Consider the following 26891-nt stretch of genomic DNA (forward strand, 5'->3'; position numbering starts at 1 on the left):
TCAATATGGCCTATAGTTTGGAACAATTCCAGACTGGCGCTGCATAATAGATGAATTCAGGCGTCAAGTTTGCATGCGCGATTGCGCGCACCGGGATCAGCGGCGCGCTTTCTGTGGGAAGCGACATTAGATAAGTTCGCATGATCGATCAGGAGCGGCCCACCATGTCACGACCAGCCCCGGTTCTTGCATCCGTCGCGTTCGCCCGGTTCGACACCGACGCCGATGCCAAGCTTTCGGCGCTCAGGCGCACCAAGTTCGCTGCCACCGCAGCACTTGCGTTTTGCGTGCTGATCTTTGCGGCGGCGAAATCGTTCGAGAGCCGGCATGCGTGGTTGGGCTTTGTTGCCGCTTTCGCCGAGGCGGCGACGATCGGCGGGCTGGCCGACTGGTATGCGGTGGTAGCGCTGTTTCGGCGGCCACTCGGCCTGCCGATCCCGCATACGGCTATCATCCCGGAGAACCAGAACCGAATCGCCGACAATCTCGGCCGCTTCATCGAGGTCAATTTCCTGGCGCCGGAGCCGGTGCGCGAAAAGCTCGCCGAAGTCGATTTTTCCGCGCTGGTCGCGGACTGGCTGGCCGACCCGAACCGCGCCGCCGACCTGTCGCGTTTTGTCGGCCGGCTGGTGCCGCAGACGCTGGCGGCGGTCGAGCAATCCGGACTGCGCCGCTTCGTCACCAGCCGTATGCTGGAGCAGATCGAAAAGGTGCCGCTGGCGCCGCTCGCCGCCGAGTTGCTGTCGGCGCTGACTGACGATCGCCGCCACCAGAAACTATTCGACGAGTTCACCAAGGTGGTCGGCCGCTTCTTGAGCGACGAGCAGGCGCTGGCGACGATGCGCGAGAAGATCCGCGAGGAACTGCCGTCGCTGTTCAACCTGTTTCGCGCCGACGCCTATCTGTTGAAGAAGATCGTTGCGTCGGCCGGCTCGCTGCTCGATGAAGTGCGCGCCGATCCGCACCATCCAATGCGCGCCGAATTCGACCTTTTCGTCGCGACTTTCGTCGAGCGGCTGAGGACATCCAAACAATATGCCAGGCGCGCCGAAAAGCTGAAGCGAGATTTCCTCGCCCGGCCGGAACTCAGCGCTCTGGCCGGCGACATGTGGGAGAGCCTGCGGCTGTTCATCGAGCAGGACGCCAAGGCGCCGAATTCGATGATCCGCGACCATCTCGCCACCATGTTCGTCGAGGTCGGCCGCCATCTTGCCGACGACGCGCAGATCAGGGCCGACATGAACCAGGGGTTCATCGTGGCGCTGGCATCCTTCGTCGAAAGCCAGAAGAGCGGCGTGTCCAAATTCATCGCCGACCAGGTCAAGCGCTGGGACCTCGCGCAACTGACAAGGCTGATCGAGATGAACATCGGCAAGGACCTGCAATATATCCGCTTCAACGGCATGATCATCGGTGGCCTTGCCGGGCTCGTGCTCTACACCGCCGAACGGCTGTTTCTCGTCGGCTGACCTCGTCCGAATGGACCGCTGAGCTTCGCTGCACTATCTTCCGTGCAGTGGCGGCGTTCACGGCAACAGGGGGAGAGTACCAGCATGGCAAAACGACCGGATTCCGAGTCCTTTATCGACATGTTCGGCAAGTTCGGCCGCGACCTGAAGCTGCCGAATGTCGATGTCGAGGCGATCCTCGCCCACCACGCCAAGAACCTGGAAGCGCTGGAGAAGTCGGCCAGGGCGAGTGCCGCCGGAGCGTCGGCGCTGTTGTCCAGGCAACGCGAGATGCTACAGGACACGCTGCGCGAAATCACCGACATGGCACAAAACTACAGGGCGCCCGGCAATCCCCAGGAAATGATGCAGAAGCAGGCGGCGTTCGCCAGGAGATCCTTCGAGACCGCGCTGAAGAATGCCGGCGAGATGGCCGAACTGGCGAGGGCGTCCGGCACCGAATCCATCGAAATCCTGCGCAGCCGCATCAAGGAGGCGATGGAGGAGATCCGCGCCGGCCACGACAAGAAATAAGCTGTTCCCCAGCAGCACGCTTGCCGGCGGCGAAGACTGGCGGTTCGCGGCCGAAGATTATGGGCTGGAATCGCACTGGCGAATTGACAGGGGCGGCCCGTCGTGGTCCGGAACAGGCAAGCGATCGGGAAAGCAGGAATGACGCAGATACGGCCCACGACGCCGCCGACCTTCGAGCAACTCAGGGCGATGGCCGGGCAGGAATTAGGCGTCTCGGACTGGACGCTGGTCGATCAGCACCGCATCGACCAGTTTGCCGAATGCACGGGCGATCATCAATGGATCCATGTCGATCCCGAGCGGGCGAAGCGGCAAAGCCCGTTTCGCACCACGATCGCGCATGGCTATCTGACCCTGTCGATCATCGGCGCGCTGGCGCTTGAGATGGGCATCGTACCCGAAAACACGCAGGCCGCTTTCAACTACGGTTTCGACAAAGTGCGTTTCGTGGCGCCAGTCAGGGTCGGCTCGCGAATCAGGCTGCGCACCACGCTGTTGTCGATGGAAGACAAAGGCCCGGGGCAATATCTGATGAAGGCTTCCAATACGGTCGAGATCGAAGGCGAGCAGAGGCCGGCGCTGACCGCCGAGACGCTCGTCATGCTTTACGCACGCCGCAAGCGGGCCGGCACCTGAGAGACCGTTTGGAAACTCTACTCTGGCGGCCATCTGATCGCGTTTTCTGCGCTTCCGGCCTTCGCCGGCCGAAGCACCGATCAGCGGTCGTGGCAGTTAAGGCTACGGCCGGCGTAGGCCGGTGCTCACGGACCTAAATGTCCGCTGCGCTCCGGTTCTCGAAACCACCACCATATGACTCGCCAGAGCGAATTTCGAAACAGTCTCCGAGGACACGGGCTCAGACAGGCGTGCGGCGGTGCAAATCAGCGCGACATCGCCTGTTCAAGCGCCCTGAAAATCCGGTCGTCTCCGGACTGGGCGACGTTGAAGCGCATGAAACGGCTGGCCGACCGAGACAGGCTGAACGCATTGCCGGGCGCAAGCACGACGTTGGCCGACAAAGCGTGACGGGCGACATCCGCGGCATCTATCCCCTCCGGCAGCCTGCACCACAAAAACATGCCGGCCGGCTGATCTATCCATGGCACGATGCCGATGGCCTTCAGGCGGGCGCTGGTTTCTTCCACGGCGCGCGAGAGCCGCGCGCGCAGCAGATCGACGTGCTTGCGATAGAGGCCGTCCTTCAGCAGCGTCAGCACCAGTTCGGATGCAAGCCGCCCGCTGCCAAAGGACGTGGCGATCTTGAGATCGGTCAATCCTTCCATCCAGTCGCGAGGAGCGGCGATGAAGCCGCAGCGCACCGATGCCGAAAGCGTCTTGGAGAAGCTTCCGATATGGATGACCCGGCTGAGACCGTCGAAGGCCGCCAGCCGGGGCGCGGGCGTATGTTCGAAATCGGCGAAGATATCGTCCTCGATAATCGTCAGCCCCGACTGGTCGGCGAGCTTCAGCAGCCGATGGGCGGCGACGGGCGACAATATCGCGCCGGTCGGATTGTGGAGCGCGGAATTGGTGATGTAGAGGCGCGGCCGGTGCTCGTTCAGCGCTTGCGCGAACAGCTCGATGTCCGGCCCCGAGCGTGTGTAGGGAACGCTGATCACCTTGGCCCGATGGGCGCGCAACAGGGCATGGAAGTTGAAATAGCAGGGATCGTCGACCAACACGGTGTCACCCGGTTCGAGCAGAAACCTACACAGCAGGTCGATCGCCTGGGTGCCCGATTCCGTCAGCATGATCTGGTCCGGGGAGGCTTCGATACCGTGCTCGGCCATGCGCCGCGCCAGCAGATGGCGCAGCGCCGGCAAGCCGAGCGGCGTGCCGTAATCGGTCAGCGCGGCATCGTCGGCGCGGGCCATGGTCCGCAGTGCGCGGCGCAATCCGGCCTCGGGCATCCATGCGGCCGGCAACCAGCCGCAACCGGGTTTGAGCACATTGTCGCCAGCTTCCAGCGATTGGCGCGAGACCCACAGCGGGTCGACAGCACGGTCAAGCCTGGGGCCGATCTCGGCCAGTGACAGCGGAGCCAGCGATCCGGCGGCATAGAAACCCGAGCCCGGCCGCGAGCGGATCATGCCTTCCGCCGCAAGACGCTCATAGGCTTCGACCACGGTGGATTTGGAAACCTGCATGGCCTTGGCGAAAGCCCGGATCGAAGGCAGCCGCATTCCCGGTGTCAGGCTGCGCGCGGCGATCCTGTGCCTGATCGTCGCCATGACGGTTTCGACAAGCGTCCGGCTGCCCTCATCTGTTGTCGTCTGCTCGTCCATCCGTACTGCTCAGCCTACCATGACGGTTTTGTCGAACTGTACCTCATTGTCTCTGGCGGAGCCATACGCCCGGCCCGATAGAGGGCGAAACGAGCGGGGCATCGATGGACAAGGTGGCAAGTGGCTGGGCGGCGAGTGGTTGGGCGGCGAGTAGCTGGGCGGCGAGCGGCTGGGTCAACGGGTTCATAGGCGTGCTGATCTTCAGCGGTTCGCTTCCGGCGACGCGCGTGGCGGTGATGGATTTCGATCCGGTGTTCGTGACGGTCGCCCGTGCGGCTTCGGCGGGCATTCTCGGCCTCGCGCTGCTGCTCGTTTTTCGCCAGAAGCGACCGGAGCGGCAAGATCTGTTCTCGCTGGCGATCGTCGCGCTTGGCGTCGTGGTCGGCTTTCCCCTGCTGACAGCGCTGGCGCTCAAGCACATCAATTCGGCTCACTCGATCATTTTCGTCGGCCTGTTGCCGTTGGCGACCGCGATCTTCGGCGTGGTTCGAGGCGGTGATCGCCCGAAACCGGCGTTCTGGCTGTTCTCGTGTCTCGGCAGCGCCCTTGTTGCCGGTTTTGCAGTGACGCATGGCCTCTCGGTCTCGCCGCTCGGCGACATCTTGATGCTGGCCGCCATCATCGTGTGCGGATTGGGCTATGCCGAAGGAGCGGCGCTGTCGCGCAAGCTCGGCGGCTGGCAGGTGATCTCGTGGGCGCTGGTGCTGTCGCTGCCGGTCATGCTGGCGCTGACGTTCATCACCATGCCGCCGTCGCTCGAAAGTGCCGGCAGGGGCGCGTGGATAGGTTTGGCGTATGTGTCGCTGTTCAGCATGCTGATCGGTTTCGTGTTCTGGTATCGCGGCCTGGCGCAAGGCGGCATCGCCGCGGTCGGGCAGCTGCAACTGCTGCAGCCTTTCTTCGGCCTTGGGCTGGCGGCAGCGCTGCTGCATGAGCAGGTCAGTCCCGCCATGATCGCCGTCACCGCCGCCGTCGTGCTTTGCGTCGTCGGCGCCAAGAGATATGCGAGATAGGTGCGCCGGCGCAGTCTTGAACTCGATACAATCGCGTCCAGTTGATACCAAGAGCTGCCGACCTGGCGGAACGGCGTCTCCGAGGCGCCGAATCGGCCAGCGTGGCGCAAGGCGCGAAGTGGGCCTTGCGCGGCGTGGAGAAAAAGGGGCAATTTTGGTGCCTGGGATCCAGAAGATACGCTTGTCCTCGGGCGGCGAGGTGGCCGTCCGGACGGCTGGTGATGCTTCCGAACCCGCGCTCGTGCTGCTGCACGGCTTTCCTAGCTCGTCGCGGACGTTTCGCGACGTGATCGCGCCGCTCTCCGGCAGCGTCTATGTCGTGGCGCCGGACCTGCCGGGCTTCGGCGCATCCGATCTGCCGCCCGAGCCGTCGTTCGACATGCTGGCCAGCGCGATTGAAGAGCTGCTCTCGCGTCTCAACGTTGGCCGCAGGTTTCTCTATTTGCATGATTTCGGAGCCCGGTAGCGCTTCATCTCGCCATGCGCGCCCCGGAACTCGTCGAAGGCCTTGTCGTCCAGAATGCCAATGCCCACCGCTCCGGCTTTGGTTCGCAATGGGCAGACACATTGGACTTCTGGGCTGAGCCGAATGCGGCGAATGAGCAGGCCGCCACCGCCCATCTCACCCTCGAGGGAACCCGCGACCAGTACGTCGCCGGCCTGCCAGCCGAGATCGCGGCGCAGATCGATCCAGGTGGTTGGATTGAAGACTGGCGGGTCATGTGCCTGCCGGGACGACTTGATCTGCAGAAGGCGCTCATTGCCGACTACGGCCGATATGTCGACCGGTTCGCGGCGGTGGCTGATTATCTGGCGAAGCGTCAACCCCGAGCGATGCTTCTTTGGGGTCGCCACGATGCCTTCTTCGACATTGCAGAGGTTCAATCGTGGCTTATGGATCTTCCCCGGATGGAGGCCCACGTCTTCGACGCAGGCCATTTCCTTCTGGAGACGCATGCGCTCAGGGCTGCTGAACTGATGCTGGAGTTCGTCGCTGGCGGCTCAGCTAAGCGCGCTGGCCGCGGCGACCAGAAATAATCGCAATGATCAAAGCCGCCACCACCAGAGCCGTCGCGACCTGGAAAGTGACCTGCATGCCGCGTGCGGCTGCCGCAGATGCCAATACCTGCCGACCGGTGCCTTCGCCTCCGCCAGCCGATGCGAAGGCAAACACCGCGCCCATCACCGACGCACCGGTGATCAGGCCGAGATTGCGCGACAGATTGAGCAGGCCGGAGACGACGCCGCGCTGGTCGGACGCGACGCCGGTCATCACGGCTGAATTGTTGGCGGTCTGAAACAGGCTGTAGCCGGTGCAGACGATGATGATTGGCACGACATAGCCGGCAATACCGAATTCCGCCTGCGACAGAATGAAGATACCAATGGCGAGATCGAGCAGGCCGACGATCATCATCCGGTGCGCCCCGAAACGATCGACCAGGCGTCCGGCCGGCAGCGCCGCCAAGGCCGTAACCAGAGGGCCGGCCGACAGAACCAGCCCGACCATGGCTGCGTCCAGCCCAAGCGCGCGCGACAGATAGAATGGCGCGACCACCAGCGTCGCCATCATCACGGTGGCGACGACCAGGCTCATGGCGAGGCTTGCGTTCAAGGCGCTATCGCGGAACCTCGCAGGCTGGATCAAAGGGTTCTCGGCGCTTGTCTGCGCAATGACGAACAGCAGGCCACCCACGGCAGCGGCAATCAGCAAGCCGACATTGAGAGAACCAAAACTGCCGCGCCCAAGGGTCATGGCGAGCGCATAGGCGGCTAGCGTCAGCGCGAGCAAAGCCGTGCCGATGCCGTCGAAACCGCGGCGATCCGGTTCCGCTGACTTTTTTCCAGCCGGCAGGACGCGACGGGCGAGCGCGAAGGCCAGCGCCCCCAACGGCAGATTGATGAGGAAGATCGCTCGCCAGCCGAGACCGGCGATCAGCAGTCCGCCAAGCGAGGGGCCAAGCGTGGTGCCGATCGCGGACATGGCGCCGAGCAGGCCCATGGCGCTGCCGGTTTTTTCCCGGGGAACCGTGTCGGCGATAAAGGTCAGCGTCAGAGCCATCATGACGGCCGCGCCGAGCCCCTGTGCCGCCCTTGCGGCAATCAGCAGCCAGAGCGTCGGCGCGAGCCCGCAAAGCACCGATGCGAAGGTGAACAGGCCAATGCCGCCGAGCAATAGCGGGCGGCGGCCGAATATATCGGCGAGTCGCCCGGCGCTGACGATCAAGGTGGTGATGGCGAGCAGATAGGCAAGAACGACCCATTGCACGAGCTGGAACGATGCGCCGAATGCCTGCATCAGCGATGGCAGCCCGACGCTGGCGATGCTGGTGGCGAGCGACGACAGCAGCGTTGAAAGCGACAGGCTGGCCAACGCCCATCGGGCCGAGCGGACGCTCACCGGGGCCGTTTCATTCCCGATCTTTTCAGCCCCGGCCTTTTCAGCCCAGCTCTTTTCAGACCAAGTCTTTTCAGCGGTCGATGCCACGGTGAACTCCTCTGCCGGCAAGCCCCCAAAATCGGAGCTGTCGGAAGCTATTCCTCTGCTTGATGTGGCGGAAGGCGCAGTATTTGCATCTTATTCGTGCATGACACGCCACGTCACCGCTGAGCTGTGTTATGGTCCTTCCATGTCGTCACCCGATCTCAATCTGCTTGTCGCCCTCGATGTGCTGCTGAGCGAGGGCAGCGTCGCCCGTGCTGCCGCGCGGCTGCACCTCAGTCCGTCGGCGATGAGCCGGGCGCTGGCGCGGCTGCGCCAAGCGACAGGCGATCCATTGCTGGTCCGGGCCGGCCGTGGCCTGGTTGCGACACCGCGCGCGCAGGAATTGCGGCAGCAGGCAGGCCGCGTCGTGCAGGAAGCTGAAGCGCTCCTGCGCCCGGCCACCTTGCTCGACCTCTCATGCCTCGACAGCGTTTTTACGCTGCGCGCCAATGAAAGCTTCGTCGAGGAGTTCGCGCCGCGTCTCGTCGCCCGTATCGAAGCGGATGCGTCTGGCGTGCAGCTGCGTTTTGCGCCGAAATCCGACAAGAACGACATGTCGCTGCGCGACGCAGGGATTGATCTCGAAATCGGGGTTGCCGGTGAAACGAGCCCTGAAATGCGTATTCAGGCGCTGTTTCGCGACCGCTTCATCGGTGCGGTGCGAATGGGCCATGAGCTGAGCGAGGGTCCGGTGACGCCGGCCCGCTATGCGGCCGGCCGCCACATCAGCGTTTCGCGGCGTGGTCGCGAAAAAGGCCCGATCGACGAGGCCTTGAAACTGCTGGGTCTCCAGCGGACGATTGTGTGCATGGTTTCCAGCTTCTCGGCCACGCTCGCCATGGCGCGCGCCTCCGATTTGATCGCCAGCGTCCCCGAGCGGCACACGCTAGGCGCGCGCACGGGCATGTTCAGCTTTCCGTTGCCGGTCGACGTTGCCGAGGTCACGATCTCGATGCTCTGGCATCCGCGGCTCGACGCCGATCCGGCGCAACGCTGGTTACGCGCCTGCGTGCGGGAAGTCTGCGCCTTTCTCCGCTAATCCAGAGTCGGGTCGCTGATCTAGAATCGGGTCACCACGCCGATGCCGATGCCTTCGAAGCCGCCCATAGCCATCAATGCGGCCGGCGCTTCCTCGAGGCTGATCTTCTTGCCGACCAGCAGTTCGGGCTTAAGCTTGCCGGTGCGGATCATCTCCATCATCGCCTGATAGCGGAAAGCCTGCATGCCGTGGCTGCCGCGGATCTCGAGCTCGAAGGCGATCACCTTGTCCATCGGTATCTGCGGCCTGGCATGCTCGCCGAGCATCAGGCCGACCTGCACATGGCGGCCGCGCCGGCGCAGGTTCGCGATCGAGTTGAACGACGTCGTCGGATGGCCGAGCGCGTCCATCGACATATGCGCGCCGCCATTGGTGATCTGCTTGACTGCCTTGACCACGTTCGGCGTCTTTGCCGCGTTGATCGTCGCCACCGCGCCGATCGTTTTGGCGAAGTCCAGCTTCTCGTCGGTCAGGTCGATGGCAACGACATTGGCGCCCATGGCGCTGGCGATCATGATCGCCGACAGGCCGACGCCGCCGCAGCCATGCACGGCCACCCATTCGCCGGGCGTCACCCGGCCCTGGTCGACGATGGCGCGGAACGAGGTGACGAAGCGGCAGCCGAGGCTGGCGGCGGTGGCGAATTCCATCTCGTCGGGCAAGCGCACGAGATTGGTGTCGGCGTGGTCGATGGCGACATATTCGGCGAACGAGCCCCAAGCGGTGAAGCCGGGCTGGAACTGGTGCTCGCAGACCTGGTGGTTGCCCGAGGTGCATTCGGAGCAGCGGCCGCAGCCGACGGCGAACGGCACGGTGACGCGCTCGCCGGTCTTCCAGCGGGTCACCTGGCTGCCTGTGGAGACCACGACGCCTGCCAGCTCGTGGCCCGGCACATGCGGCAGGCGGATGCCGTCGTCGTGGCCCATCCAGCCATGCCAATCGCTGCGGCAAAGGCCAGTCGCCTCGACCTTGATGACGACGCCTTCCGGCGAAGGCGTCGGATCCGGCACGGTCTGGATCGTCGGCGCCTCGCCGAATTTTTCGAAGACGACGGCTTTCATCGGCAGTTCCTCATCACTTCATGCAATTTGCGGTCTACTCGGCATCGATCTGGTTCTCCGGCGCCGCCTTCTGGAACGCCGGCAGCGCCATGCAGGCGGCGTTGATGCGCGCGATCGTCGGGTAGGGCGTCATATCGACGCCGAAACGGGCATTGCTGGTGACCTGTGCGACCAGGCAGATATCGGCTAGCCCCGGCGTGTCGCCATGGCAAAAGGTCTTTGTCTCGGGCGAGGAAGCCAGAATCTTTTCAAGCGGCTGGAAACCTTCGTTCACCCAATGCCGGAACCAGTTGGCGACGTCCTGGTCGCCGGCGCCGAACAGCGTGCGCAACGAGGTCAGCACGCGCAGATTGTTCACCGGATGGATGTCGCAGGCGATCATCTGCGCCAGCATCCTGACGCGGGCGCGGCCAGGCGCATCCTTGGGCAGCAATGGCGGCTCGGGCGTGGTCTCGTCGAGATATTCGATGATCGCCAGTGATTGCGTCAGCAGCGTGCCGTCGCCCAGGATCAGAGCCGGCACCAGACCTTGCGGATTGACCGCGAGATAGGCGGGTTCGAGATGCTCGCCGTGGCGCAGATGATGCGGCACGTATTCGTAGGCGAGGCCCTTCATCTCCAGCGCGATCCGCACCCGGTAAGACGTCGAGGAGCGGTAGTAATTGTGAAGGACGATGTCGCTCATCGGATCACGGGCCCGGTTGGCCGATGGTCAGCTCGATTTCGCCGATGCCGTCGACGCCGCCGGTGATCTTTTCGCCCGGCCCGACCGCGCCGACGCCGGCCGGCGTGCCGGTGAAGATCAGGTCGCCGGGCTTAAGTTCTACCGCCTCGCTGCAAATCGAGACGATGTCGGGAACCGGCCAGATCAGTTCGGCGAGGTCGCCGTCCTGCCTGATCTTGCCGTTGACGGCGAGCCAGATACGGCCCTTTTCGGGATGGCCGGATGTTTGTGCCGGAACCAGCGGGCCGCAGGGCGCCGAACGGTCGAAGGCTTTCGACCAGTCCCACGGTCGTGCCGCCTTCTTCGCCTCGTCCTGAAGGTCGCGGCGGGTCAGGTCGACACCGACGCCGTAGCCCCAGACATGGTTCAGCGCCCGCTCGCGCCGGATGCGGAAGCCGGCTCCGCCGATCGCGACGACTAGCTCGATTTCGTGATGCAGGTTTTGGGTCAGCGGCGGGTAGGGGATGATCGTGCCCGAACCGACCGCCGCATCGACCACTGCGTCGCCTGGCTTGGTGAAGAAGAATGGCGGGTCGCGCTCATCATTGCCGAGCTCGCGGGCATGGGCGGCGTAGTTGCGGCCGACGCAGAAGATGCGACGCACCGCAAAACGCTGCGGCGAGCCGGCGACGGCCACCGACGGGGTTGCGGGCAGGGGGAGGGCGAAGTCTGTCATGCACTGTCTCTGCTTCAGTGAATCTGTCGCCGGCACATTCGGCCGATTTGGATCACCGGGCAAGGCATTGCATTTCAGAAGAGCTACGCCCCGCCGCGCGGCGCGGCCTGAATTTAGTCGCTCGTGTCCTCGTCCGTGCCCTGGCGGGCGGGCTCGGAGAGCCTTGCGTCCGAAACCAACCACTCAGCCACGATCAGCCCGTGAGGCGCGCACGAAACAACGTGGAGCCGTCCGTCAGGCGCGACCTGGAGATATCCCGGAATCCAGCCTCGGTCATCCATGCGCGATACTGACCTTCAGTGTACGATTCGCCGTGGCGATAGAGGTTCAAGAAGGTGAGATTCAGAAAGACACCCTCAGGCGGGCCGAGGCGGTCGTCATCGACGACACCCCACCCCGCAATTGCGATCTCGCCTCCGGGTGTGAGGCAACGCGCCGCGTTCAGGATCGAACTGCGCGCCTGGTCCGGCGGAAGGACCTGGACGACGGCCTTCAGGATCGCCAGGTCGTGCCGACCGATCGATGGTGCGACAGTTATGTCCCCCTCTTCGACAACCACGTCGTCGGCACCGTATTCTGACAGGATATCTGGCGCGACCGCTGCCACCGTTGGGAGTTCCATCAGCGTCGCCGCAATCTGCGGCCGCCGCTCGCGAAGTCCGACGAGAATGGTCCCGGAGCCCCCGCCGATGTCGATCACCGAACCGATCGCAGAGAGGTCCATCTCCCGGGCCAGATGTCGGCCGAAAATCACCCCGCCCGGTGCGAGCAGGCGGCTGAAGGCCGCCGCGGCCTCGGGCCCCGCTTCGGAAAAGTCGTGCAGCGCAGCCGGCCGGTTCTGTCGCAGCGACTCTGCGGTCAGCAGGTCGGCTCCCCAGAGCTCGCGCAGGAGCGCATGATCGCCGCCGCGGTAGGTCGGTTTGGACGCGTCGAGGAAGGCCGACGCTTCGGCTCCATTGCGAAATTGACCATCCTTGACTTCGAGGAGACCGATGCTGGCGAGCGCGTAGAGGAGCCGCGACAGACGATCGGGCTCGACTTTGAGCGCGGCCCCAAGGCTGTCGGCAGTCACCGCGCTGCCGCCGAGCCGGGTGAAGATGCCGAGGTCCAGCCCGGCGCGAAGCGCCAAGGCGGGGGGCACCGCTGCGATCAGGTTGTCGATCCGATCAGAATCCACCATGCCACATTCCCTTCCGCGATCCAGAACCGACTTTGAGCTCAACTTGCTGGTTACACCGCATATGTGACACTTCCGTTCGGCATGTCCGTCCACCAGTTTGGTGACAGACCCTCTCTTTATCGAAGGAGAAACACAAGGCCTTCCACCGGCGCCGGCGACAATGGCCTCTTCCGTTCGAAGGAGATCGAGGCGGCGCTCGCCGGAAGCTTCGTGGCCTCGGCACTGGCCGGCGTTAAAGTCGCGGCGGATAATTTGATGAGCGACATGAATGGTCGGCCGACTACCGCGCCAGTCTCGTGGCTGCCGCCAACGCCTGAGACCACCGACCTTCGGTTTTGGGAAAGGGGCCTTAACGGCCCTTTTCTGTCCGTCCCGTACTTCGGGCGTGTCGTTATCTCGCACTTGCACAAAGTTCTGGTGCGCTGCAATATAGCTGGAGGAATGCGGCCTCCAGCCCGCCTTTCGCAGAAGGGACCGGCATGACGGACATCTCCGCGGCGCGTCTTGTCGTGTCCAGGCCTGTCGCCGATAGCTCGGCAAGAACCAGGCTTGCCTATCTCGACGGCTGGCGTGGCCTGTCGATCGCGCTGGTGCTGATCGGCCATTTCTTCCCCGTTCCCGGCATCAATCTCGGCGTCCTGGGCGTCGAATTCTTCTTCGTGCTCAGCGGCCGGCTGATGGCCGAGATCCTGTTCGTCGAACACTATCCGCTGAAGAAATTCTTCAAGCGCCGGTTCTCCCGCATCTACCCGGCACTGATGGTTTTCGTCGTCGCCGCGGTGGTTGCCTTGTCCGGCACATTCATCGCCTTCAAGTGGAAGGCGGCGCTGACGGCGCTGACGTTCACTTACAACTACGCCGGAATTCTCGTCACCCGCGCCGGCGCGCTCGACCATATCTGGTCGCTCTGCGTCGAAGAGCACGCCTATGTCATCCTGGCGCTGATCGGCGTCGTCGTCTCGTGGCAGTCCCGGGTCATCGTGCTGCTCGGCGCATTGTCGGTGCTGGCCATGGCAAACGGCGCCATCTCCTACTGGGTGCTCGGAATAGGCTACGAGTCCACCTATTGGCGCACCGACGTGCACATCGCCTCGATCCTGCTGTCAGCGGTGATATGCCTGCTCAAGGCCGACGACAGGCTGCCGGCGCTGCTCAAGGGCCCACATGTCGCCCTGGCGGCCGCTGTCGTGGCGGTTCTAGTGTTCATGGCTGCCGTGCCAACCCCGATCCACTATCTGGTCGCGGTGCCGCTGTTGGCCCTCGCCGTCAACTCGCTCGACTTCAGCAGTTGGTACCTGACCGGGTTTCTATCCTCCCGGCCGATGACGATGCTGGGGCTGTGGTCGTATTCGCTCTATCTTTGGCAGCAGCCCTTTTATCAATTCGTCGACATACAAGGCAGTTCGCCGTGGCTGATGTTGGCGGCGGCGTTCGCTTGCGCTCTGTGCAGCTACTACATCGTCGAAAAGCCGACCCGCTCCTGGCTGAACCGCAATTGGTAGGGCGAGGCGGCTGCCGTTCAGCCGGCGATCCGTCTTAGATAATACCGCACGGCTTTCTTGCCGCCGTGGATTACCGCATCGCCCACTTCCATGAAGCCGAGTGCCGCGTGGAAGGCGTCCGAAGCCGGATTGGGTGGCTCGGCATTGACCTCGCAAGTGACGATCGCCTGGCCGGCGCGTGACGCCTGCTCGAACAGATCCTCATACAGCCGGCGGGCATGACCCCGGCCGCGCGCATTGGCGCCGACCACGACGCGATCGACATAGACGAAGCGCGGATAGCGCTCGCGAAACCACAGGAAATTCGGGCTGTCGTAGCTTGCGTCCTGGTCGAAGGTCATGATGAAGGCTTCGAGTGCACCGATACGGCGCGCGTAAAACGCTTCGCCAAGCAGGAAGGAAAGGCGCTCAGGTTCGAGCCATGATAATTCCGCAGCGTGCTCGTTGTTGAGCGCGAGGATTGCGGGCTCATCCCGCGGCAAAACCAGCTCGATCGGCAATCGCGTTTCAATCATTTTCTTTCTTCTGTCTTCCAGGATCATGCCCGGGCAGCGGCGATGGTCGCCGCCACCAGTACCTCGTCGGTCACGGTGTTGCGGTATTCGCGGTCGAGGTCGGTGCCGCCCATACCGACTTTCGGGTTGCGATAGCGCATGGCGCTCGGCACGTCCTTGAGCGCGGCGAAGTGCATTTCGCTCACCCCGGTTTTCCTCCGCACCTCGGCAATGTTCTGCGGGTCAAGCCCGCCGCAGCCGAGGATGATGATGCGGTCGCCAGCCTGCCTGACCAGATCGGCGAGCAGGTCCGCGCCCTCCAGCGCCGTGTCGCGCTGGCCGCTGGTCAGCACACGGCCGACCTTGCAGCGGATCAGCGATTCCAGTGCCTCGGTCGGGTCGCGGGTCATGTCGAAGGCGCGGTGGCAGGTGACGTTCAAGCTCCCCGCTGCCTGCGCCAGTTCGCTCATGCGCTGCTCATCGATCGTGCCGTCGGCAGCGAGGCAGCCGATAACGACACCGGCGACGCCAAGCTCGGCAAGCGCTCGGACATCGGCGAGCATCGAACGATATTCGGCCTCGCTATAGAGAAAATCGCCGCCACGCGGCCGCACGATGACGTGGAACGGGATCGTCGCTAATTCAAGCGCCGTGCGCACGGTGCCGAAGCTCGGCGTGATGCCGCCCTCGACCAGGCTGGCACAGAGCTCGACACGGTCGGCACCGGCGGCTTGCGCGGCCAGCAGGCCGTCTATGCCTTCGACGCAGATCTCGATCAGCGGCAGGCGAGGGCGTTCGGTCTCGGTCATGGGCGATCCGTTGATGATTTCAGCTGGCCAGCGGTAGCATCGGGCACGGTGCCTTGAAAGCCGGAAGTGTGGGCTCAATGTGCTTGCGGGCGCGCCTGCCATTCCGCCGCTTGACACATTCATAACTTAAGCGTTATACGTAACTCATAGCTGATGGGTTATTGGTTCTCATGGAGAGCGCGTTGTTGAATAGCCCAGCCAAACCGCAAACAACGGGTCCCAAGTCATGACTGAAGCAACCACAATCGAAACCAAATCCATTGTCGTCGAGCGTCTGATCCCGCATGCGGCTGAAAAGATATGGCGCGCACTGACCGTGCCGCATCTGGTTGCCGAATGGCTGATGGAGAACGACTTTGCGCCTGAGCAAGGCCATCGCTTTACGTTTCGCGCGACGCCGGTGCCTGGCTGGTCCGGCGTGACGAACTGCGAGGTGCTGAAGATCGAGCCGCCACGCCTGCTCGCCTACAGCTGGGGCGACGGCACCGAATCCGACAGCGGTCTGAAGACCGTGGTGACATGGTCGTTGACGCCCGAAGGTAAAGCGACGCGGGTGCGCATGGAGCATTCCGGGTTCCGGTCCGAGGACGAGCGCGGCTACATCGGCATGGGAAGCGGTTGGCCGCGCATTCTCGAGCGGCTTGAGCGGGTGACTGCCTGGCAAAGCTGAATATCCCGGCGCTCGCCTTGCCGCAACGCGGCGGCCGGCGAACTGACAGAACCAAGAAATATCGAGACCCCGGATGTTCGTCGTCCGGGCTTGAGAAAACACGCCCGAAGGAGACCACTATGCAAGCACGATTGAAAAACCCGGTGATGCTCATTCCTGGCGCTCTGCAGGCGCTGCTCGCGCTGGACAAGTCGACGGAAACGGCCGATCTGTCCTATGTGACGCGCAAGCTCGTCCATTTGCGCGCCAGCCAGATCAACGGATGCAGTGTCTGTATCGATATGCATGCACGCGAATTGAAGAAGGCCGGTGAAAAGGATGAGCGCGTCTTCACCGTGTCGGCCTGGCGGGAAACACCTTACTTCACCGACGCCGAGCGCGCCGCGCTGGCGCTGACCGAGGCGGCGACCCGGTTAGCCGACCGGCCAGACCCGGTGCCGGATGCGGTCTGGGATGAAGCCGCCCGGCACTATGACGAAAAGGCGCTTGCCGCACTGGTCGTCCAGATTGCCCTGATCAATGCGTTCAACCGTCTCAACGCAACCACCAGACAGATGGTCGGCGCCTGGGGCTGAACGGGGCCGGGTTCTCGCAAAGCCACATCAGATCCGCAGCTTGTGAGAATTCGCGCGCACGAAGTCGATGAAGGCCCGCAGCTTCGGCGGTACCAGGCGGCGGCTGGGATAATAGAGGTGGAGCGGCTCGTAAGCGGGACAGAAAGGCTCCAGCACCTTGACCAGCGCGCCTGAGGCAAGAAGCGGCGCGGCGAGCCCCTCGACCGCGAAGGCGAGGCCAAGCCCTTGCGCGGCAGCAGTAATGCACAGCGGAAGCGTGTTCACGACCAGACATGCGTCCGGTGTGAAAGCGACTTCGCGTTCATCCACGGTGAACTCCCAGGGCGAGATCGCGCGGGTGCGGGTGAGGGCGAATGCGATGCAGCGATGGGCGGCGAGGTCGGCCGGCCGCTTCGGCGTGCCGTTGCGCGCCAGATAGTCCGGGCTGCCCACCACGACCATCTGCAGGGGCCCGCCCAGGCGCGCGCCGATCATATCTTTCTCGAGAAGCTCGCCGATGCGCAGGCCGGCATCGAACCCCTCGGCGGCGATGTCGACGAAGCTGTCGTCGAAGATCAGATTGAGCCGCACTTCTGGATAAGCATCCATGAACGGCCGCATCAGTGGCTCGATCAGCAGCGGGGCGGCGATCCAGGGCAGGCTGAGGCGCAGCGTGCCGGCAGGACGATCGCGGGTCTCGCGCAGCGCCGCACCAGCCGCCCAGATGTCTTCGGCTGCCGGGCGCACATGGTCGAGGTATTGGGCGCCAGCTTCGGTCAAGCCAACGCTGCGGGTCGTGCGGTTGAGCAGCCGCACCCCCAGGCGCTCCTCAAGTCCTTTGACCGCCTCGCTCAACGAGGCCGGAGCGACGCCGAGCTCGGCGGCGGCGCGGGTGAAGCTCCTGGCCTCCGCAACTTTTACGAAGGCGACTATGCCGCTGAATTGGTCGAGGCGCATTGTAAGGTTTTTCCAAATAGCCCTGTCGAACTCTACTGGTTTTTCCGGTGAACAAAAGGCGTCATGTTGGGCTCGACGAACGGGCCTCGCTGTTGCGAGGGCCCGAACGGGCAAGGAGACAGGACCGATGACCAGGCTCGCTTCACTCGCCGCCGGCGCTCTTCTGGCGGTGTCTGCCGCCCCGGCGAATGCCGGGCCGCTGGAGGACAGCAACATCCAGCTCATCAAGGACTACTACGCAGCTTACGCGACCGGCAATCCTGAGGCCGTGCGGCCCTTCCTCGCGCCCGACATCGTGTGGCGCATTCCCGGTCATCATCCGCTCGCCGGCGACAAGCGCGGGCCGGACGAGGTGGTCGCCTTTTTCCGCGGCCTGGCCGATGGCAAGTTCAAGGCCGAGCCGATCTTCTTCCAGGCGCAGGGCGACCTCGTCGTCGATGTCCATCGCGGCTGGTCGAATGTCGGCTCAGGTCCCGAGATCGGCCAGCTCTATGCGCTGATGTTCCGCATCAAGGGCGGCAAGATCGCCGAGGCACAGAATTTTTTGACCGACATGTATCAGTCGGACGCCTTTTACTGGGCGCATTACCCGCTGAAGCCATTGCCCGGCCGACTGGCTGGCGAGCGCTGAGACGGCGGTCTTTCTTGCAACGCGCCGCGCTTCTCACTCCAAGCCAAAGGAGACTTGCGATGCTTAAAACCCTGACACTTGCTGCAGCAACCGCCGTGGCGCTCGCCGCCTCCAATGCCTTCGCCGCACCGCGCATCGAGCGCGTCGCTTTCGCCTCGAACGGTGAGCAGATCGTCGGCGAGCTCTATCTGCCGGAGGATCTGGACGCGGCGAAACTTCGGCCCGCGCTGGTCGTGACCGGCGCCTGGATGACGGTAAAGGAACAGATGCCGGCCCGCTATGCCCGCGAGATGGCCGACCGCGGTTTCATCGCCTTGACCTTCGATTTTCGCGGCTGGGGCGAAAGCGGCGGCGTGCGCCGCCAGTACGAGGATCCTAACGCCAAGATCGCCGACATCGAAGCGGCGGTCGCCTATCTCGCGACCCGGCCCGAGACCGATCAGGACCGCATCGGCGGGCTCGGCATTTGCGCCAGCTCCGGCTACATGGTCACCGCTGCGGCCGAAAACGTCGCGATCAAGTCGGTCGCCCTCGTTGCGCCCTGGTTGCAGGATGCCGAAGGGGTCGAGCAGACCTATGGCGGCGGGGACGGTGTCGCCAGGCTCGAGGCCGCGAGCGATGCGGCCGAGGCGGAATATCGCCGCACCGGCAAACAGGCATTCCTGCCCGCTGCTAGCTTGACCGACGAGCGCGCGGTCATGTTCAAGGTGCCTTACTACACCGAACCCGATCGCGGCATGCTCCCGGCCTGGCGCAACGAGGCCGATCCCGCCTTCTGGCGCGGCTGGTTGAGGTTCGATGCAATCCAGGCTGCTCCGCGCCTGCACCAGCCTTTTCTGATGGTGCATAGCGAGGCGGCTGCCATTCCGCAGGGCGCGCACAAGTTCTACGCGCGGCTGACCAGTTCCAGGCAGGAGATGTGGCTAGACAATGTCACCCAGTTCGATTTCTACGATCGTGCCGCGCCGGTGAAGGCGGCGAGCGATGCCGTCGCCGCGCACTTCCGCGCAACGCTGGGCGGTGCAGGGGAGGCGGGACAATGAGCCTCGTCACCCGCCGGTATGTCTTGGCCTCCGCGGTTTCAGCCGCGATGATTTCCGCCGTCTCGGCGCCCGCCTCGAGCGCTCCGGGAGATGCGCTGACGGTCGAAGACAGGATCGTGATCGCCGAGGCAGTTGCCGGGATCGGCCTCTATGCCGATCTGCGTGAATGGAACCGGGTCAAATCCTATTTCGCGGCCCGTGTCACGACCGACTATACCAGCCTCTTCGGCGGCGAGGTCACGACCAGCGGCCGCGACTCCCTGATCGCCCAATGGCAAGCGCTGCTGCCGGGCTTCGACGCCACCCAGCACCTCATCACCAACGTCATTGTCGAAGGCGCGGATAAGCATGCGGTTGCACGCAGCCATGTCCGCGCGACCCACTGGATCGGTTCCCGGTTCTGGACGGTCGGCGGCAGCTATCTACACCGGCTGGTGCGGACGTCGGAAGGTTGGCGCGTCAAGGCAATCTCCATCCGCCGCTTGTACGAAGAGGGAGATCGCGCCCTTTTGACCGCCGCTGCCGACCGGGTGAAGGCGGAGGCCAAATGAGTGTTCGGATTTGCGCATGCCCAGTCGCGCGGCGAGGTTGCTCGGAGCAACGGCAACGTGAATATTGATCGAATGTCGGGGCAGGCTTGGCGCATGCGGCATTAGTGCCGCCAACCGCGGAGACAGGACATGACCCTTTCACTGCAGGAGGTTTCCGATCGGCTTGAGATCGAACAGCTGCTTGCTCGCTATTGCTACGCTGTGGACGATCGCGACTGGGAAGCCTATCGGAAAATATTCACGCCCGACGCCGTGCTTGACGACACTGTAACAGGTGGAATCAGGAGCGGTGTGGATGAGCATGTTGCTTATATGAAAGGCGCCCTATCGAAGATATTGATCTCGCAGCACGCCATTTCAACAATCCTTCTTGATCTCCGAGGGGATGAGGCCAGCGCGCGCGTGCATTGTTCATGCCCGATGGTGGTCGACCTCGGCGAAGGCAAAAGGCAGGTCTTCTTCCAAGGGCTCTGGTATCGCGACCGCGTCATACGCACGTCCGAGGGCTGGCGCATAAGTGAACTTGTCGAGGAAGGCTATTGGAATCACAATTTGCCGGAGGGGTTCACGTTCTGACGTCTGTTACGCGCTGTGCTGGATCCGCCACGGACGCTGTTTTCAGACGTGGCAGCTACTGGCGCAACACGGTGTTCTTGGTGCCTTCTTCGACCTGGTCGATGACCAGCAGCTTGACCGGATCGGCGCCGACATTGGTGGCCTGATGCCACTGCCCGATCATCTCGATGATGAAATCACCTGATTTGTAGGTGTTGCTCTTGCCGGTTTCGACGTTGGTGACCTGAAGCGTGCCGGCCTCGACATAGGCATAGCGCGGAAACGGATGCTTGTGGACCGGCAAAGTGGCGCCCGGCGCGATCTGATAGGCCGAGACCAGGACCTGCACGTTCTTCTGCGGCAGCGTGATCGGCTGGCCGGACGCAGTCTCGGTGCGAGAGGCAAGCGGGGTCACGACAACCGGCGTCCCGCTGGCGTCCAGCGCCTGGGCGTTGTTTGCAAACAGTGCAGCCGCGAGCAGCAGCGTCGGCGCCAAGATTATTCGCATGATTCCCCCCGAGCTGCGTCAGCATTGCGCAGCACGCATTGGCGCGCAAGCTTGTCTGTTGAGGAGCGCCTTATCCAGCTCTTCTAAACATGCCCGGCGTCATGCCATGCATGGCCCGGAACGTACGGGAGAGATGGCTCTGGTCGGCGAAACCTGCCGCGATAGCGGCGTCGGCGAGGCCAAATCCCTGTTCGATCAGCGCGCTCGCCCGGCGCAATCGCCGGTCGCGGATATAGGCCACCGGCGTCAGGCCGATCGCCTTGTTGAAGTCGCGGATGACCTGGAACCGGGTCACGCCACCCGCACCGGCAAGCCGCTTGAGGTCGAGCTGCGAGCCGAGCTCGCTTTCGACAAGGTCGCGATAGAGCGAAAACCTCCGCTGCGATCCGGAGCTTTCGACCTCCTCGGCCTGTCCGCTCGAGTCGCCATGCCGAACGATCAGCCGTCGCAGCGCCACGAGCAGGGACGTCTCGGCCGTCATTGTGTCTGGGGATGTCGAGCCCTGGTGTGCGGCCGTCAACGCTGCGGCGAGATTGTTGTCTTCGATAGTCGCGCGCGAAAACACCGGAGCGCCGTGCCAGCCGAGTTCGCGGGCAAGTGCGGTCATCAGCGGCACCGAGGGATAAAACGTCCGGTAGGCCCAGCCTTCGTCCGCCCCGCGTTCGCCGTCATGCCACTCCTCTGGATTGACGACGGCAATGGCGCCTGCCGGGGCGAGAACGCTTTGACGGCCGATGCGAATCCGCTCGCAGCCGGAGGTGATCAGGGCGATCACATAGGTCGGGTGTGTGTGCAAGTCGTAGCGGTGCCGGGTGAAGCGCGCTTCGAACAGGCCAAGGTCGGGGAAGCACGGATGGCGCCAGTATTTCCCGGTCTCCGCCGCTTGGTTTGTCTTTGCCATAGTCAATCCGGTTCAAGACGCTTTTCGTCGGGCCTTCTATGGCAGCAGGATCAAGCCACGCCGCCCATTGCCGGTGTGAGAGGAGGTATCATGTTGCATAATGACCCCATCGCCGCGCTGACACCAGAGGTCATAGGCTGGCGGCACCATATCCATGCCAATCCGGAGCTCGGATTCAATGAATACGAAACGGCGCGTTTCGTTGCAGAGAAACTGCGCTCCTTCGGCCTCGACGAGGTGCATGAAGGGATCGGCGGCACCGGGGTCGTCGGTGTCCTGCGCAGCGGTGGCGGCACACGCGCCATCGGCCTTCGCGCCGAGCTCGACGCGCTTCCGGTGCTGGAGAAAACCGGCTTGCTCTATGCTTCGAGGAGAGAGGGCGTGATGCATGCCTGCGGCCATGACGGCCACACCGCCATGCTGCTCGGCGCTGCCAAATTGCTCAGCGAGTCGCGCACCTTCGACGGCACCGTCACTTTCATCTTCCAGCCGGCCGAGGAAAACGAAGGCGGCAGCATGCGCATGATCGAGGACGGCCTGTTCAGGCGCTTTCCGGTCGAGGCGGTCTATGCGGTACACAACTGGCCGGGCGTCAGGCTGGGGACGATCGCGGCCCGTGCTGGTGCGCAGATGGCGGCCGTCGACAATTTCGAGCTGACTTTCGAGGGTCTTGGCGCGCATGCCGCGATGCCGCAGCTCGGCGATGACCCGATCCTGGCAGCGGGCGCCTTCGTGCAAGCCGTCCAGCGCATCGTCAGCCGCACGGTCGACCCGCAGAGCGCGCTTGTCGTCAGCATCACGCAGATCCATGGCGGCAATGTCGGCAACATCGTGCCGGGCAAGGTCTGGCTGCAAGGCACCTGCCGCTTCTTCGAGCCCGGCCTTTCCAACCACTGCGAGACGCTGATTGGCGAGATCGCACAAGGCATCGCCGCCGCGCATTCGCTCAAGGCAAGGTTCGACTACCGGAAGGGCTATCCGCCACTGATCAACACCGCGGACGCGACGGCCCGCGCCGTCGAGGCGGCGGCATCCGTCGTCGGCCGGGAGAATGTCATGACCGAGTTCAGTCCCAGTCTCGGCTGCGAGGATTTCGCTTTCATGATCCGTGAGGCGAGCGGCTGCTATGCGTGGATCGGTGCCGGCGAGGTCGGCCCGGGCGAAGGCCTGCACGGCGACCGCTACGTCTTCAACGACGAGATCGTGCCGACGGTGATGCGCTACTACGTCAGCCTCGTCGAGCAGACGCTTGCCGGCAAAGTATCTGAGCTGAAATGAAGACGTCGGTCTGGGGGCCGCAGGTATTTCCCAAGTCTCGGCAAGCTTTGCAGAGGAGATAATCGACTACGTCAGAGACCCGCTATCGCAGGGCAATAGCGGGCCTAGTCCTTCTACAGCAGTTTTTCCGGCGTGATCGGCAGCTCCCGGATCCGCTTGCCTGTAGCGTCGAAGACGGCATTGGCAACCGCTGCGGCAACGCCGGTGGCGCCGAGCTCGCCGATGCCCTTGCCGCCAATCGGGCTGGCATGCTCGTCCACCTCGTCGACGAAGTGGATAATGATGTCGCCGGGAATGTCGGCGTTGACCGGAATGGCAACCCCTGAAAGGTTCTTCGACAGGAACCGCCCGAGCACCGGTTCGTGCCTGCTCTGCTCCATCGCCGCCATGCCCCAGCCCCAGATGATGCCGCCCGTCATCTGGCTGCGTGCGGTGCGGGGATTGACGATGCGGCCGGCGCTGTAGCTGCCGACGGCGCGACGAAGCCTGAGCAGGCCGAGCCCCGGATCGACGCCGACCTCCATGTAAATCGCGCCGAAAGTGCGCATGGCGAGGCCTTTGCCATGCTGCGCCGGATCGAACGAGCCGGAGCCGATGATCTCGCCGATGTCGGTATGACTCATCACGTCGGCGATCGTCTGACCGCCGGCAGCGCCTTTGCGGCGAATATGGCCGTCTTGCATCTCGACCTCGTCGGGCGGCAGATTGGCAAGACGGGCAAGCTGCGAACGTGCATCTTCGGCGGCTGCGAGCACCGCCGCGCCCACCCCCATGGTCGACGATGAGCCATAGGTCGGACCCGCCTCCGGCAGCTGTGTATCGCCCATTTCCAACTCGATCCTCTCCATCGGCAGGCCCAGGACATCGGCTGCGATCTGCGGAAAGATGGTGAGTGTTCCGGTCCCTATATCCTGGGTGCCGGTGCGGATGAGCACCGTGCTGTCCCTGTGCAACCTGACCTCGGCTGCAGGCGTCGGGTGGCGGAAACAGCCCATGCTACAGGTCGCCATGCCGTAGCCGATCAGCCAATCGCCATCGCGTTGCGGCTTGCGCGGGCGCTCGCGCCAGCCGAACAGGCGGGCGCCTTCCTCATAGGCCTCGCGCAGCTTCTTCGACGACCAGGGCTGGCCGGTGGCCGGATCCGTGTCCGCATGGTTGATCAGACGCAGGTCGAGCGGATCGATGCCGAGGCGGTGGGCGAGCTCGTCCATCGCGCTTTCGAGGGCCCAGGTGCCGGGACCCTCGACCGGCGCGCGCAGCGCCGTCGGCATGGCGACGTTCGCGCGCTCGACGCGCTGGCTGAGACGCATGGCCGGCGTGGCGTAGAGACCCTTCGAGGCTTCGGTGGCGAACTCGACGAAATCGTCGGTGACGGTGGTCAGGTTGACCACGTCCTGTTGCACGGCGGTCAGCTTGCCCGACTTGTCCGCCGCCAGCACGATCTTCTGTGCCATGCGCGGCTGATAGCCGAGACAGGAATAGGCATTGGCGCGGCTGAGCGCCAGCCTGACCGGGCGCTGCATGATGCGCGCCGCGGCGGCGGCCAGCACCTGATGCGGCCAGATCCAGCCCTTGCCGCCGAAGCCGCCGCCGGTATGGCGGGAAATCACGCGGACCTTCTCGGCCGGGACATTCATGCGGGCCGCAACCACCTGGCGGACACCGTAGACGTGCTGCGTGGCGTCGTGCAGCGTCAGCTCTCCGTCGTTCCACTCGGCGAGCGTCGCCGAGGGCTCCATGGCGTTGTGATGGCGCGACGGCTGCAGGTAGACGGCTTCGACCATGGCGGCTGCGTTGCTAAGCCCGCGGTCGACCTCGCCCTTCGTAAACGTCGGCTCCAGGAACAGAAAGCCGCTCTCCCTCGGCACGACCGCAGCCTTGTCGATTGCGGTCCATTCGGGTGGTGCCGGCAATTCCGGCTCGGCGAACTCGTAGCGCAACGAGACGCGGCGGGCGCCGGCTTCCGCCGCCTCCAGTGTCTCGCCCAGCACAATGGCAAGCGGTTGGCCCTCGTGACGTATCTCGTCGCTCTGCATGGGCATGAAGCTCTGCGCCGCCGGCGGACCTTCGGCTTGCTGCGTCTGCGTATCCGGCTCGGCCCTTGGCGATGCGAACCGGCCGAATTTGGGCATGTCCTCATGCGTGAGCACGCGCACGACGCCTTCCTCGGCGAGCGCGTCGTCGACCATGATCGACGTCACGCGGCCGGCGGGAACGGGCGCGGTCACCAGCACTGCATAGAGCAGGTCGGGGGCAAAGTAGTCGGCCGCATAGCGGGCGCGGCCGGTAACCTTGACGCCGCCGTCAGGGCGGGCAACAGGCTGGGTGATCATCATGACGGCATCCTCGCTGCTCTTTCGATCGCCCGCAAAGCGGCGGTCTTGGCCAGTTCGATCTTGTAGGCGTTCTGCGACAAGGGACGCGCTTCGGCGAAGGATTGCTCGATAGCGGTGCTCAATGCCTCGCGATCGCCGATTTCGGCACCGGCGAGCTGGTCCTCGGCGGCGCTCAGCCGCCACGGCCGCAGCGCGACGGACCCCAGCGCCACGGCAGCCCGACGAATGGTCCGGCCGTCCATCTCCAGCACCGCGGCCGCGGAGACGATGGCATATTCGTAGGATTCGCGCTCGCGCACCTTGAGGTAGGCCGATCGCGGCGCCGGTGCCGGCAGCTCGATTGCCGTGATCAGTTCGCCTTGCTGCAACACATTGTCTGCCTCGGGCCGCGTGTCGGGAAGCAGGTGGAATTCGGCTGCCGGAATGCGCCGGCCGCCGCTGCGGTGCGCGGTGACGATGACTGCATCAAGTGCTGCCAGTGCCACCGCCGGGTCGGATGGCTGGGTGGCGATGCAATCCTCGGTCCAGCCGAATATCGCGTGATTGTCGTTGATGCCATGCAATGCCGAGCAACCGGAGCCGAGCCGACGTTTGTTGCACGGCAACTGCTCTTCGGCACGGAAATAGGCACAGCGCGTCTTCTGCAGCAGATTGCCGCCGATCGTTGCGAGGTTTCTCAGTTGCGGCGACGCCGCGTTGAGGATCGCCTGGCTCAACACCGGATAATCGCGCATGACCAGCGCATGCTGCGCGACGTCGTTGAGATGCGTCAGCGCGCCGATCCTCAAGCCGCCGCCGGGCAGTGCCTCGACCTGATCCAGCCCGTCGAGGCGGGAGATATCGATGATCCGCGCCGGCCCGGCAATCCCAAGGCGCAGCCAGTTGAGCAATTCGGTGCCGCCGGCGAGAAAGGCGCTGTCCGGCGCCGCTCCGGCCGCGATCGTTTCGCCCAGGCTATCGGCGCGCGCATAGACGAATGGGGTCATTGGCTCGCCCTCCCAGCCGCTGCGCGCACCGCCTCGACGATTTGCGGATAGGCCGAGCAGCGGCACAGATTGCCGCTCATCCATTCGCGGATCTCGGCGTCGGAGCCGGTATGTCCCTCCTCGATCAGCGCCGCCGCCGACATCACCTGCCCGGGCGTGCAGAATCCGCACTGGAAACCATCATGATCGATGAACGCCTGCTGCACGGGATGAAGCGCATCGCCGTCCGCCAGGCCCTCGATCGTCGTGACCTCGCGTCCCTCGGCGGACACGGCCAGTATGATGCAGGCATTCACACGCCGTCCGTCGAGATGCACGGTGCAGGTGCCGCACTCGCCGAAATTGCATCCCTTTTTCGTTCCGGTCAGATGAAGCCGCTCGCGCAACAGGTCGAGCAGCGTGACGCGGGGATCGAGATCGGAAAGGCTGTGGTCCTCGCCGTTCACCCGCAACCGCAGTAGGTGCCGATCGTGGAAGTCCATTGGGGGTACCTCGAAGCACATGCCGTCCTAGTCGCAGGGACTCGTCCAGCAATCAGCCGCCCACCTGTCGAGGCGAAATAGGGCGGTCGATTTCGGGGGAAAGGCACTGCCGGTCACGGAAGGCGAAAAACGTTTGGGACCCCGCACGGGATGGGCTGAGAATGCCACGCCGCAAAAAGTGCACCGTCA

The 26891-nt window shown here is 64.1% G+C and carries 27 protein-coding genes and 1 pseudogene; 14 read left to right on the forward strand and 14 right to left on the reverse strand.

The features are described from left to right. The first annotated feature begins 164 nt into the window (after positions 1–164). From NKH63_RS03410 to NKH63_RS03420, 3 genes are all read left to right on the forward strand, one after another. Positions 165–1469, forward strand: coding sequence for a DUF445 domain-containing protein (locus NKH63_RS03410; protein ID WP_352484215.1), 1305 nt, complete (start codon positions 165–167; stop codon positions 1467–1469). A gap of 84 nt (positions 1470–1553) precedes the next feature. Further along, on the forward strand, positions 1554–1982 hold the full coding sequence (locus tag NKH63_RS03415) for a phasin family protein (protein ID WP_023720012.1): 429 nt from the start codon (positions 1554–1556) through the stop codon (positions 1980–1982). A 138-nt stretch (positions 1983–2120) separates the two neighbouring features. Next, positions 2121–2618, forward strand: coding sequence for a MaoC family dehydratase (locus NKH63_RS03420; RefSeq protein WP_023720013.1), 498 nt, complete (start codon positions 2121–2123; stop codon positions 2616–2618). Positions 2619–2863: 245 nt separating this feature from the next. Here NKH63_RS03420 and NKH63_RS03425 read toward each other — a convergent pair whose 3' ends face one another. Further along, positions 2864–4267: an aminotransferase-like domain-containing protein gene (locus tag NKH63_RS03425; RefSeq protein ID WP_352484216.1), complete on the reverse strand. Its 1404-nt coding sequence runs from the start codon at positions 4265–4267 to the stop codon at positions 2864–2866. Between the two features lie 104 nt (positions 4268–4371). Between NKH63_RS03425 and NKH63_RS03430 the strand changes: the two genes are divergently transcribed. Together NKH63_RS03430 and NKH63_RS03435 are read left to right on the forward strand one after the other, a co-directional pair. Further along, complete coding sequence (locus NKH63_RS03430) at positions 4372–5280, forward strand: DMT family transporter (RefSeq protein WP_352484217.1); 909 nt, start codon at positions 4372–4374, stop codon at positions 5278–5280. Continuing rightward, positions 5270–6318, forward strand: a pseudogene (locus NKH63_RS03435) (alpha/beta fold hydrolase). Before NKH63_RS03430 ends, NKH63_RS03435 begins: the two are co-directional and overlap by 11 nt. Here NKH63_RS03435 and NKH63_RS03440 read toward each other — a convergent pair. After that, positions 6287–7702: an MFS transporter gene (locus tag NKH63_RS03440; protein WP_031194301.1), complete on the reverse strand. Its 1416-nt coding sequence runs from the start codon at positions 7700–7702 to the stop codon at positions 6287–6289. The pseudogene NKH63_RS03435 and the gene NKH63_RS03440 sit on opposite strands and share 32 nt — an antisense overlap. 208 nt (positions 7703–7910) lie before the next feature. Here NKH63_RS03440 and NKH63_RS03445 point away from each other — a divergent pair, with 208 nt between their 5' ends. Beyond that, entirely contained in the window at positions 7911–8804 is an 894-nt protein-coding gene (locus NKH63_RS03445; protein WP_352484219.1) for a LysR family transcriptional regulator, read from the forward strand. A gap of 20 nt (positions 8805–8824) precedes the next feature. On the opposite strand, the gene NKH63_RS03450 is transcribed toward NKH63_RS03445, so the two are convergent. The 4 genes from NKH63_RS03450 to NKH63_RS03465 form a co-directional block, all read right to left on the reverse strand. After that, entirely contained in the window at positions 8825–9865 is a 1041-nt protein-coding gene (locus NKH63_RS03450; RefSeq protein ID WP_023720018.1) for a zinc-dependent alcohol dehydrogenase family protein, read from the reverse strand. A gap of 34 nt (positions 9866–9899) precedes the next feature. Beyond that, positions 9900–10550, reverse strand: coding sequence for a maleylacetoacetate isomerase (gene maiA / locus NKH63_RS03455; protein ID WP_352484220.1), 651 nt, complete (start codon positions 10548–10550; stop codon positions 9900–9902). Positions 10551–10554: 4 nt separating this feature from the next. Continuing rightward, positions 10555–11265, reverse strand: a complete 711-nt coding sequence (locus tag NKH63_RS03460) for a fumarylacetoacetate hydrolase family protein (protein ID WP_023720019.1) — start codon at positions 11263–11265, stop codon at positions 10555–10557. A 193-nt stretch (positions 11266–11458) separates the two neighbouring features. After that, positions 11459–12445 carry a methyltransferase gene (locus NKH63_RS03465; protein ID WP_352484221.1) on the reverse strand — a complete coding sequence of 329 codons (987 nt, stop codon included), beginning with the start codon at positions 12443–12445 and terminating at the stop codon, positions 11459–11461. Positions 12446–12924: 479 nt separating this feature from the next. On the opposite strand from NKH63_RS03465, the gene NKH63_RS03475 reads away from it, so the two are divergent. Then, entirely contained in the window at positions 12925–13947 is a 1023-nt protein-coding gene (locus NKH63_RS03475; RefSeq protein WP_352484222.1) for an acyltransferase family protein, read from the forward strand. Between the two features lie 17 nt (positions 13948–13964). Here the strand turns inward: NKH63_RS03475 and NKH63_RS03480 are convergent, their stop codons facing one another. Continuing rightward, positions 13965–14462: a GNAT family N-acetyltransferase gene (locus tag NKH63_RS03480; protein WP_023720022.1), complete on the reverse strand. Its 498-nt coding sequence runs from the start codon at positions 14460–14462 to the stop codon at positions 13965–13967. 23 nt (positions 14463–14485) lie between these two features. Then, complete coding sequence (locus tag NKH63_RS03485) at positions 14486–15250, reverse strand: copper homeostasis protein CutC (RefSeq protein WP_023720023.1); 765 nt, start codon at positions 15248–15250, stop codon at positions 14486–14488. A 226-nt stretch (positions 15251–15476) separates the two neighbouring features. Here NKH63_RS03485 and NKH63_RS03490 point away from each other — a divergent pair, with 226 nt between their 5' ends. Further along, on the forward strand, positions 15477–15920 hold the full coding sequence (locus tag NKH63_RS03490; RefSeq protein WP_023720024.1) for an SRPBCC family protein: 444 nt from the start codon (positions 15477–15479) through the stop codon (positions 15918–15920). Positions 15921–16039: 119 nt separating this feature from the next. Then, the gene (locus NKH63_RS03495) at positions 16040–16495 is read left to right on the forward strand and encodes a carboxymuconolactone decarboxylase family protein (RefSeq protein WP_023720025.1); all 456 of its coding nucleotides are present in this window, start codon (positions 16040–16042) and stop codon (positions 16493–16495) included. A 27-nt stretch (positions 16496–16522) separates the two neighbouring features. On the opposite strand, the gene NKH63_RS03500 is transcribed toward NKH63_RS03495, so the two are convergent. Continuing rightward, on the reverse strand, positions 16523–17431 hold the full coding sequence (locus NKH63_RS03500; protein ID WP_352484223.1) for a LysR family transcriptional regulator: 909 nt from the start codon (positions 17429–17431) through the stop codon (positions 16523–16525). A 127-nt stretch (positions 17432–17558) separates the two neighbouring features. On the opposite strand from NKH63_RS03500, the gene NKH63_RS03505 reads away from it, so the two are divergent. From NKH63_RS03505 to NKH63_RS03520, 4 genes are all read left to right on the forward strand, one after another. Beyond that, entirely contained in the window at positions 17559–18062 is a 504-nt protein-coding gene (locus tag NKH63_RS03505) for a nuclear transport factor 2 family protein (protein WP_352484224.1), read from the forward strand. Positions 18063–18121: 59 nt separating this feature from the next. Further along, positions 18122–19105, forward strand: coding sequence for an alpha/beta hydrolase (locus tag NKH63_RS03510; protein WP_023720027.1), 984 nt, complete (start codon positions 18122–18124; stop codon positions 19103–19105). After that, positions 19102–19656: a nuclear transport factor 2 family protein gene (locus NKH63_RS03515; RefSeq protein WP_031194303.1), complete on the forward strand. Its 555-nt coding sequence runs from the start codon at positions 19102–19104 to the stop codon at positions 19654–19656. The genes NKH63_RS03510 and NKH63_RS03515 overlap by 4 nt, the downstream gene beginning before the upstream one ends. A gap of 129 nt (positions 19657–19785) precedes the next feature. Next, on the forward strand, positions 19786–20232 hold the full coding sequence (locus NKH63_RS03520) for a nuclear transport factor 2 family protein (protein ID WP_023720029.1): 447 nt from the start codon (positions 19786–19788) through the stop codon (positions 20230–20232). Between the two features lie 55 nt (positions 20233–20287). Here the strand turns inward: NKH63_RS03520 and NKH63_RS03525 are convergent, their stop codons facing one another. Together NKH63_RS03525 and NKH63_RS03530 are read right to left on the reverse strand one after the other, a co-directional pair. Further along, the gene (locus NKH63_RS03525; protein ID WP_023720030.1) at positions 20288–20719 is read right to left on the reverse strand and encodes a cupin domain-containing protein; all 432 of its coding nucleotides are present in this window, start codon (positions 20717–20719) and stop codon (positions 20288–20290) included. A gap of 70 nt (positions 20720–20789) precedes the next feature. Further along, on the reverse strand, positions 20790–21620 hold the full coding sequence (locus tag NKH63_RS03530) for an AraC family transcriptional regulator (protein ID WP_352484227.1): 831 nt from the start codon (positions 21618–21620) through the stop codon (positions 20790–20792). Between the two features lie 90 nt (positions 21621–21710). Between NKH63_RS03530 and NKH63_RS03535 the strand changes: the two genes are divergently transcribed. Further along, positions 21711–22898: an amidohydrolase gene (locus NKH63_RS03535; RefSeq protein WP_352484228.1), complete on the forward strand. Its 1188-nt coding sequence runs from the start codon at positions 21711–21713 to the stop codon at positions 22896–22898. 113 nt (positions 22899–23011) lie between these two features. Here NKH63_RS03535 and NKH63_RS03540 read toward each other — a convergent pair whose 3' ends face one another. From NKH63_RS03540 to NKH63_RS03550, 3 genes are read right to left on the reverse strand one after another with little or no spacing between them, the layout of a single operon-like run. Beyond that, positions 23012–25234: a xanthine dehydrogenase family protein molybdopterin-binding subunit gene (locus NKH63_RS03540; RefSeq protein ID WP_352484229.1), complete on the reverse strand. Its 2223-nt coding sequence runs from the start codon at positions 25232–25234 to the stop codon at positions 23012–23014. Beyond that, a complete protein-coding gene (locus NKH63_RS03545; protein WP_352484230.1) occupies positions 25231–26220 on the reverse strand; it encodes an FAD binding domain-containing protein in 990 nt (329 codons plus the stop codon). The genes NKH63_RS03540 and NKH63_RS03545 overlap by 4 nt, the downstream gene beginning before the upstream one ends. After that, a complete protein-coding gene (locus NKH63_RS03550) occupies positions 26217–26702 on the reverse strand; it encodes a (2Fe-2S)-binding protein (protein WP_352484231.1) in 486 nt (161 codons plus the stop codon). Before NKH63_RS03550 ends, NKH63_RS03545 begins: the two co-directional genes overlap by 4 nt. Positions 26703–26891 lie beyond the last annotated feature (189 nt).

The organism is Mesorhizobium sp. M0960, from assembly GCF_040319055.1.
Taxonomy (GTDB): Bacteria; Pseudomonadota; Alphaproteobacteria; order Rhizobiales; family Rhizobiaceae; genus Mesorhizobium.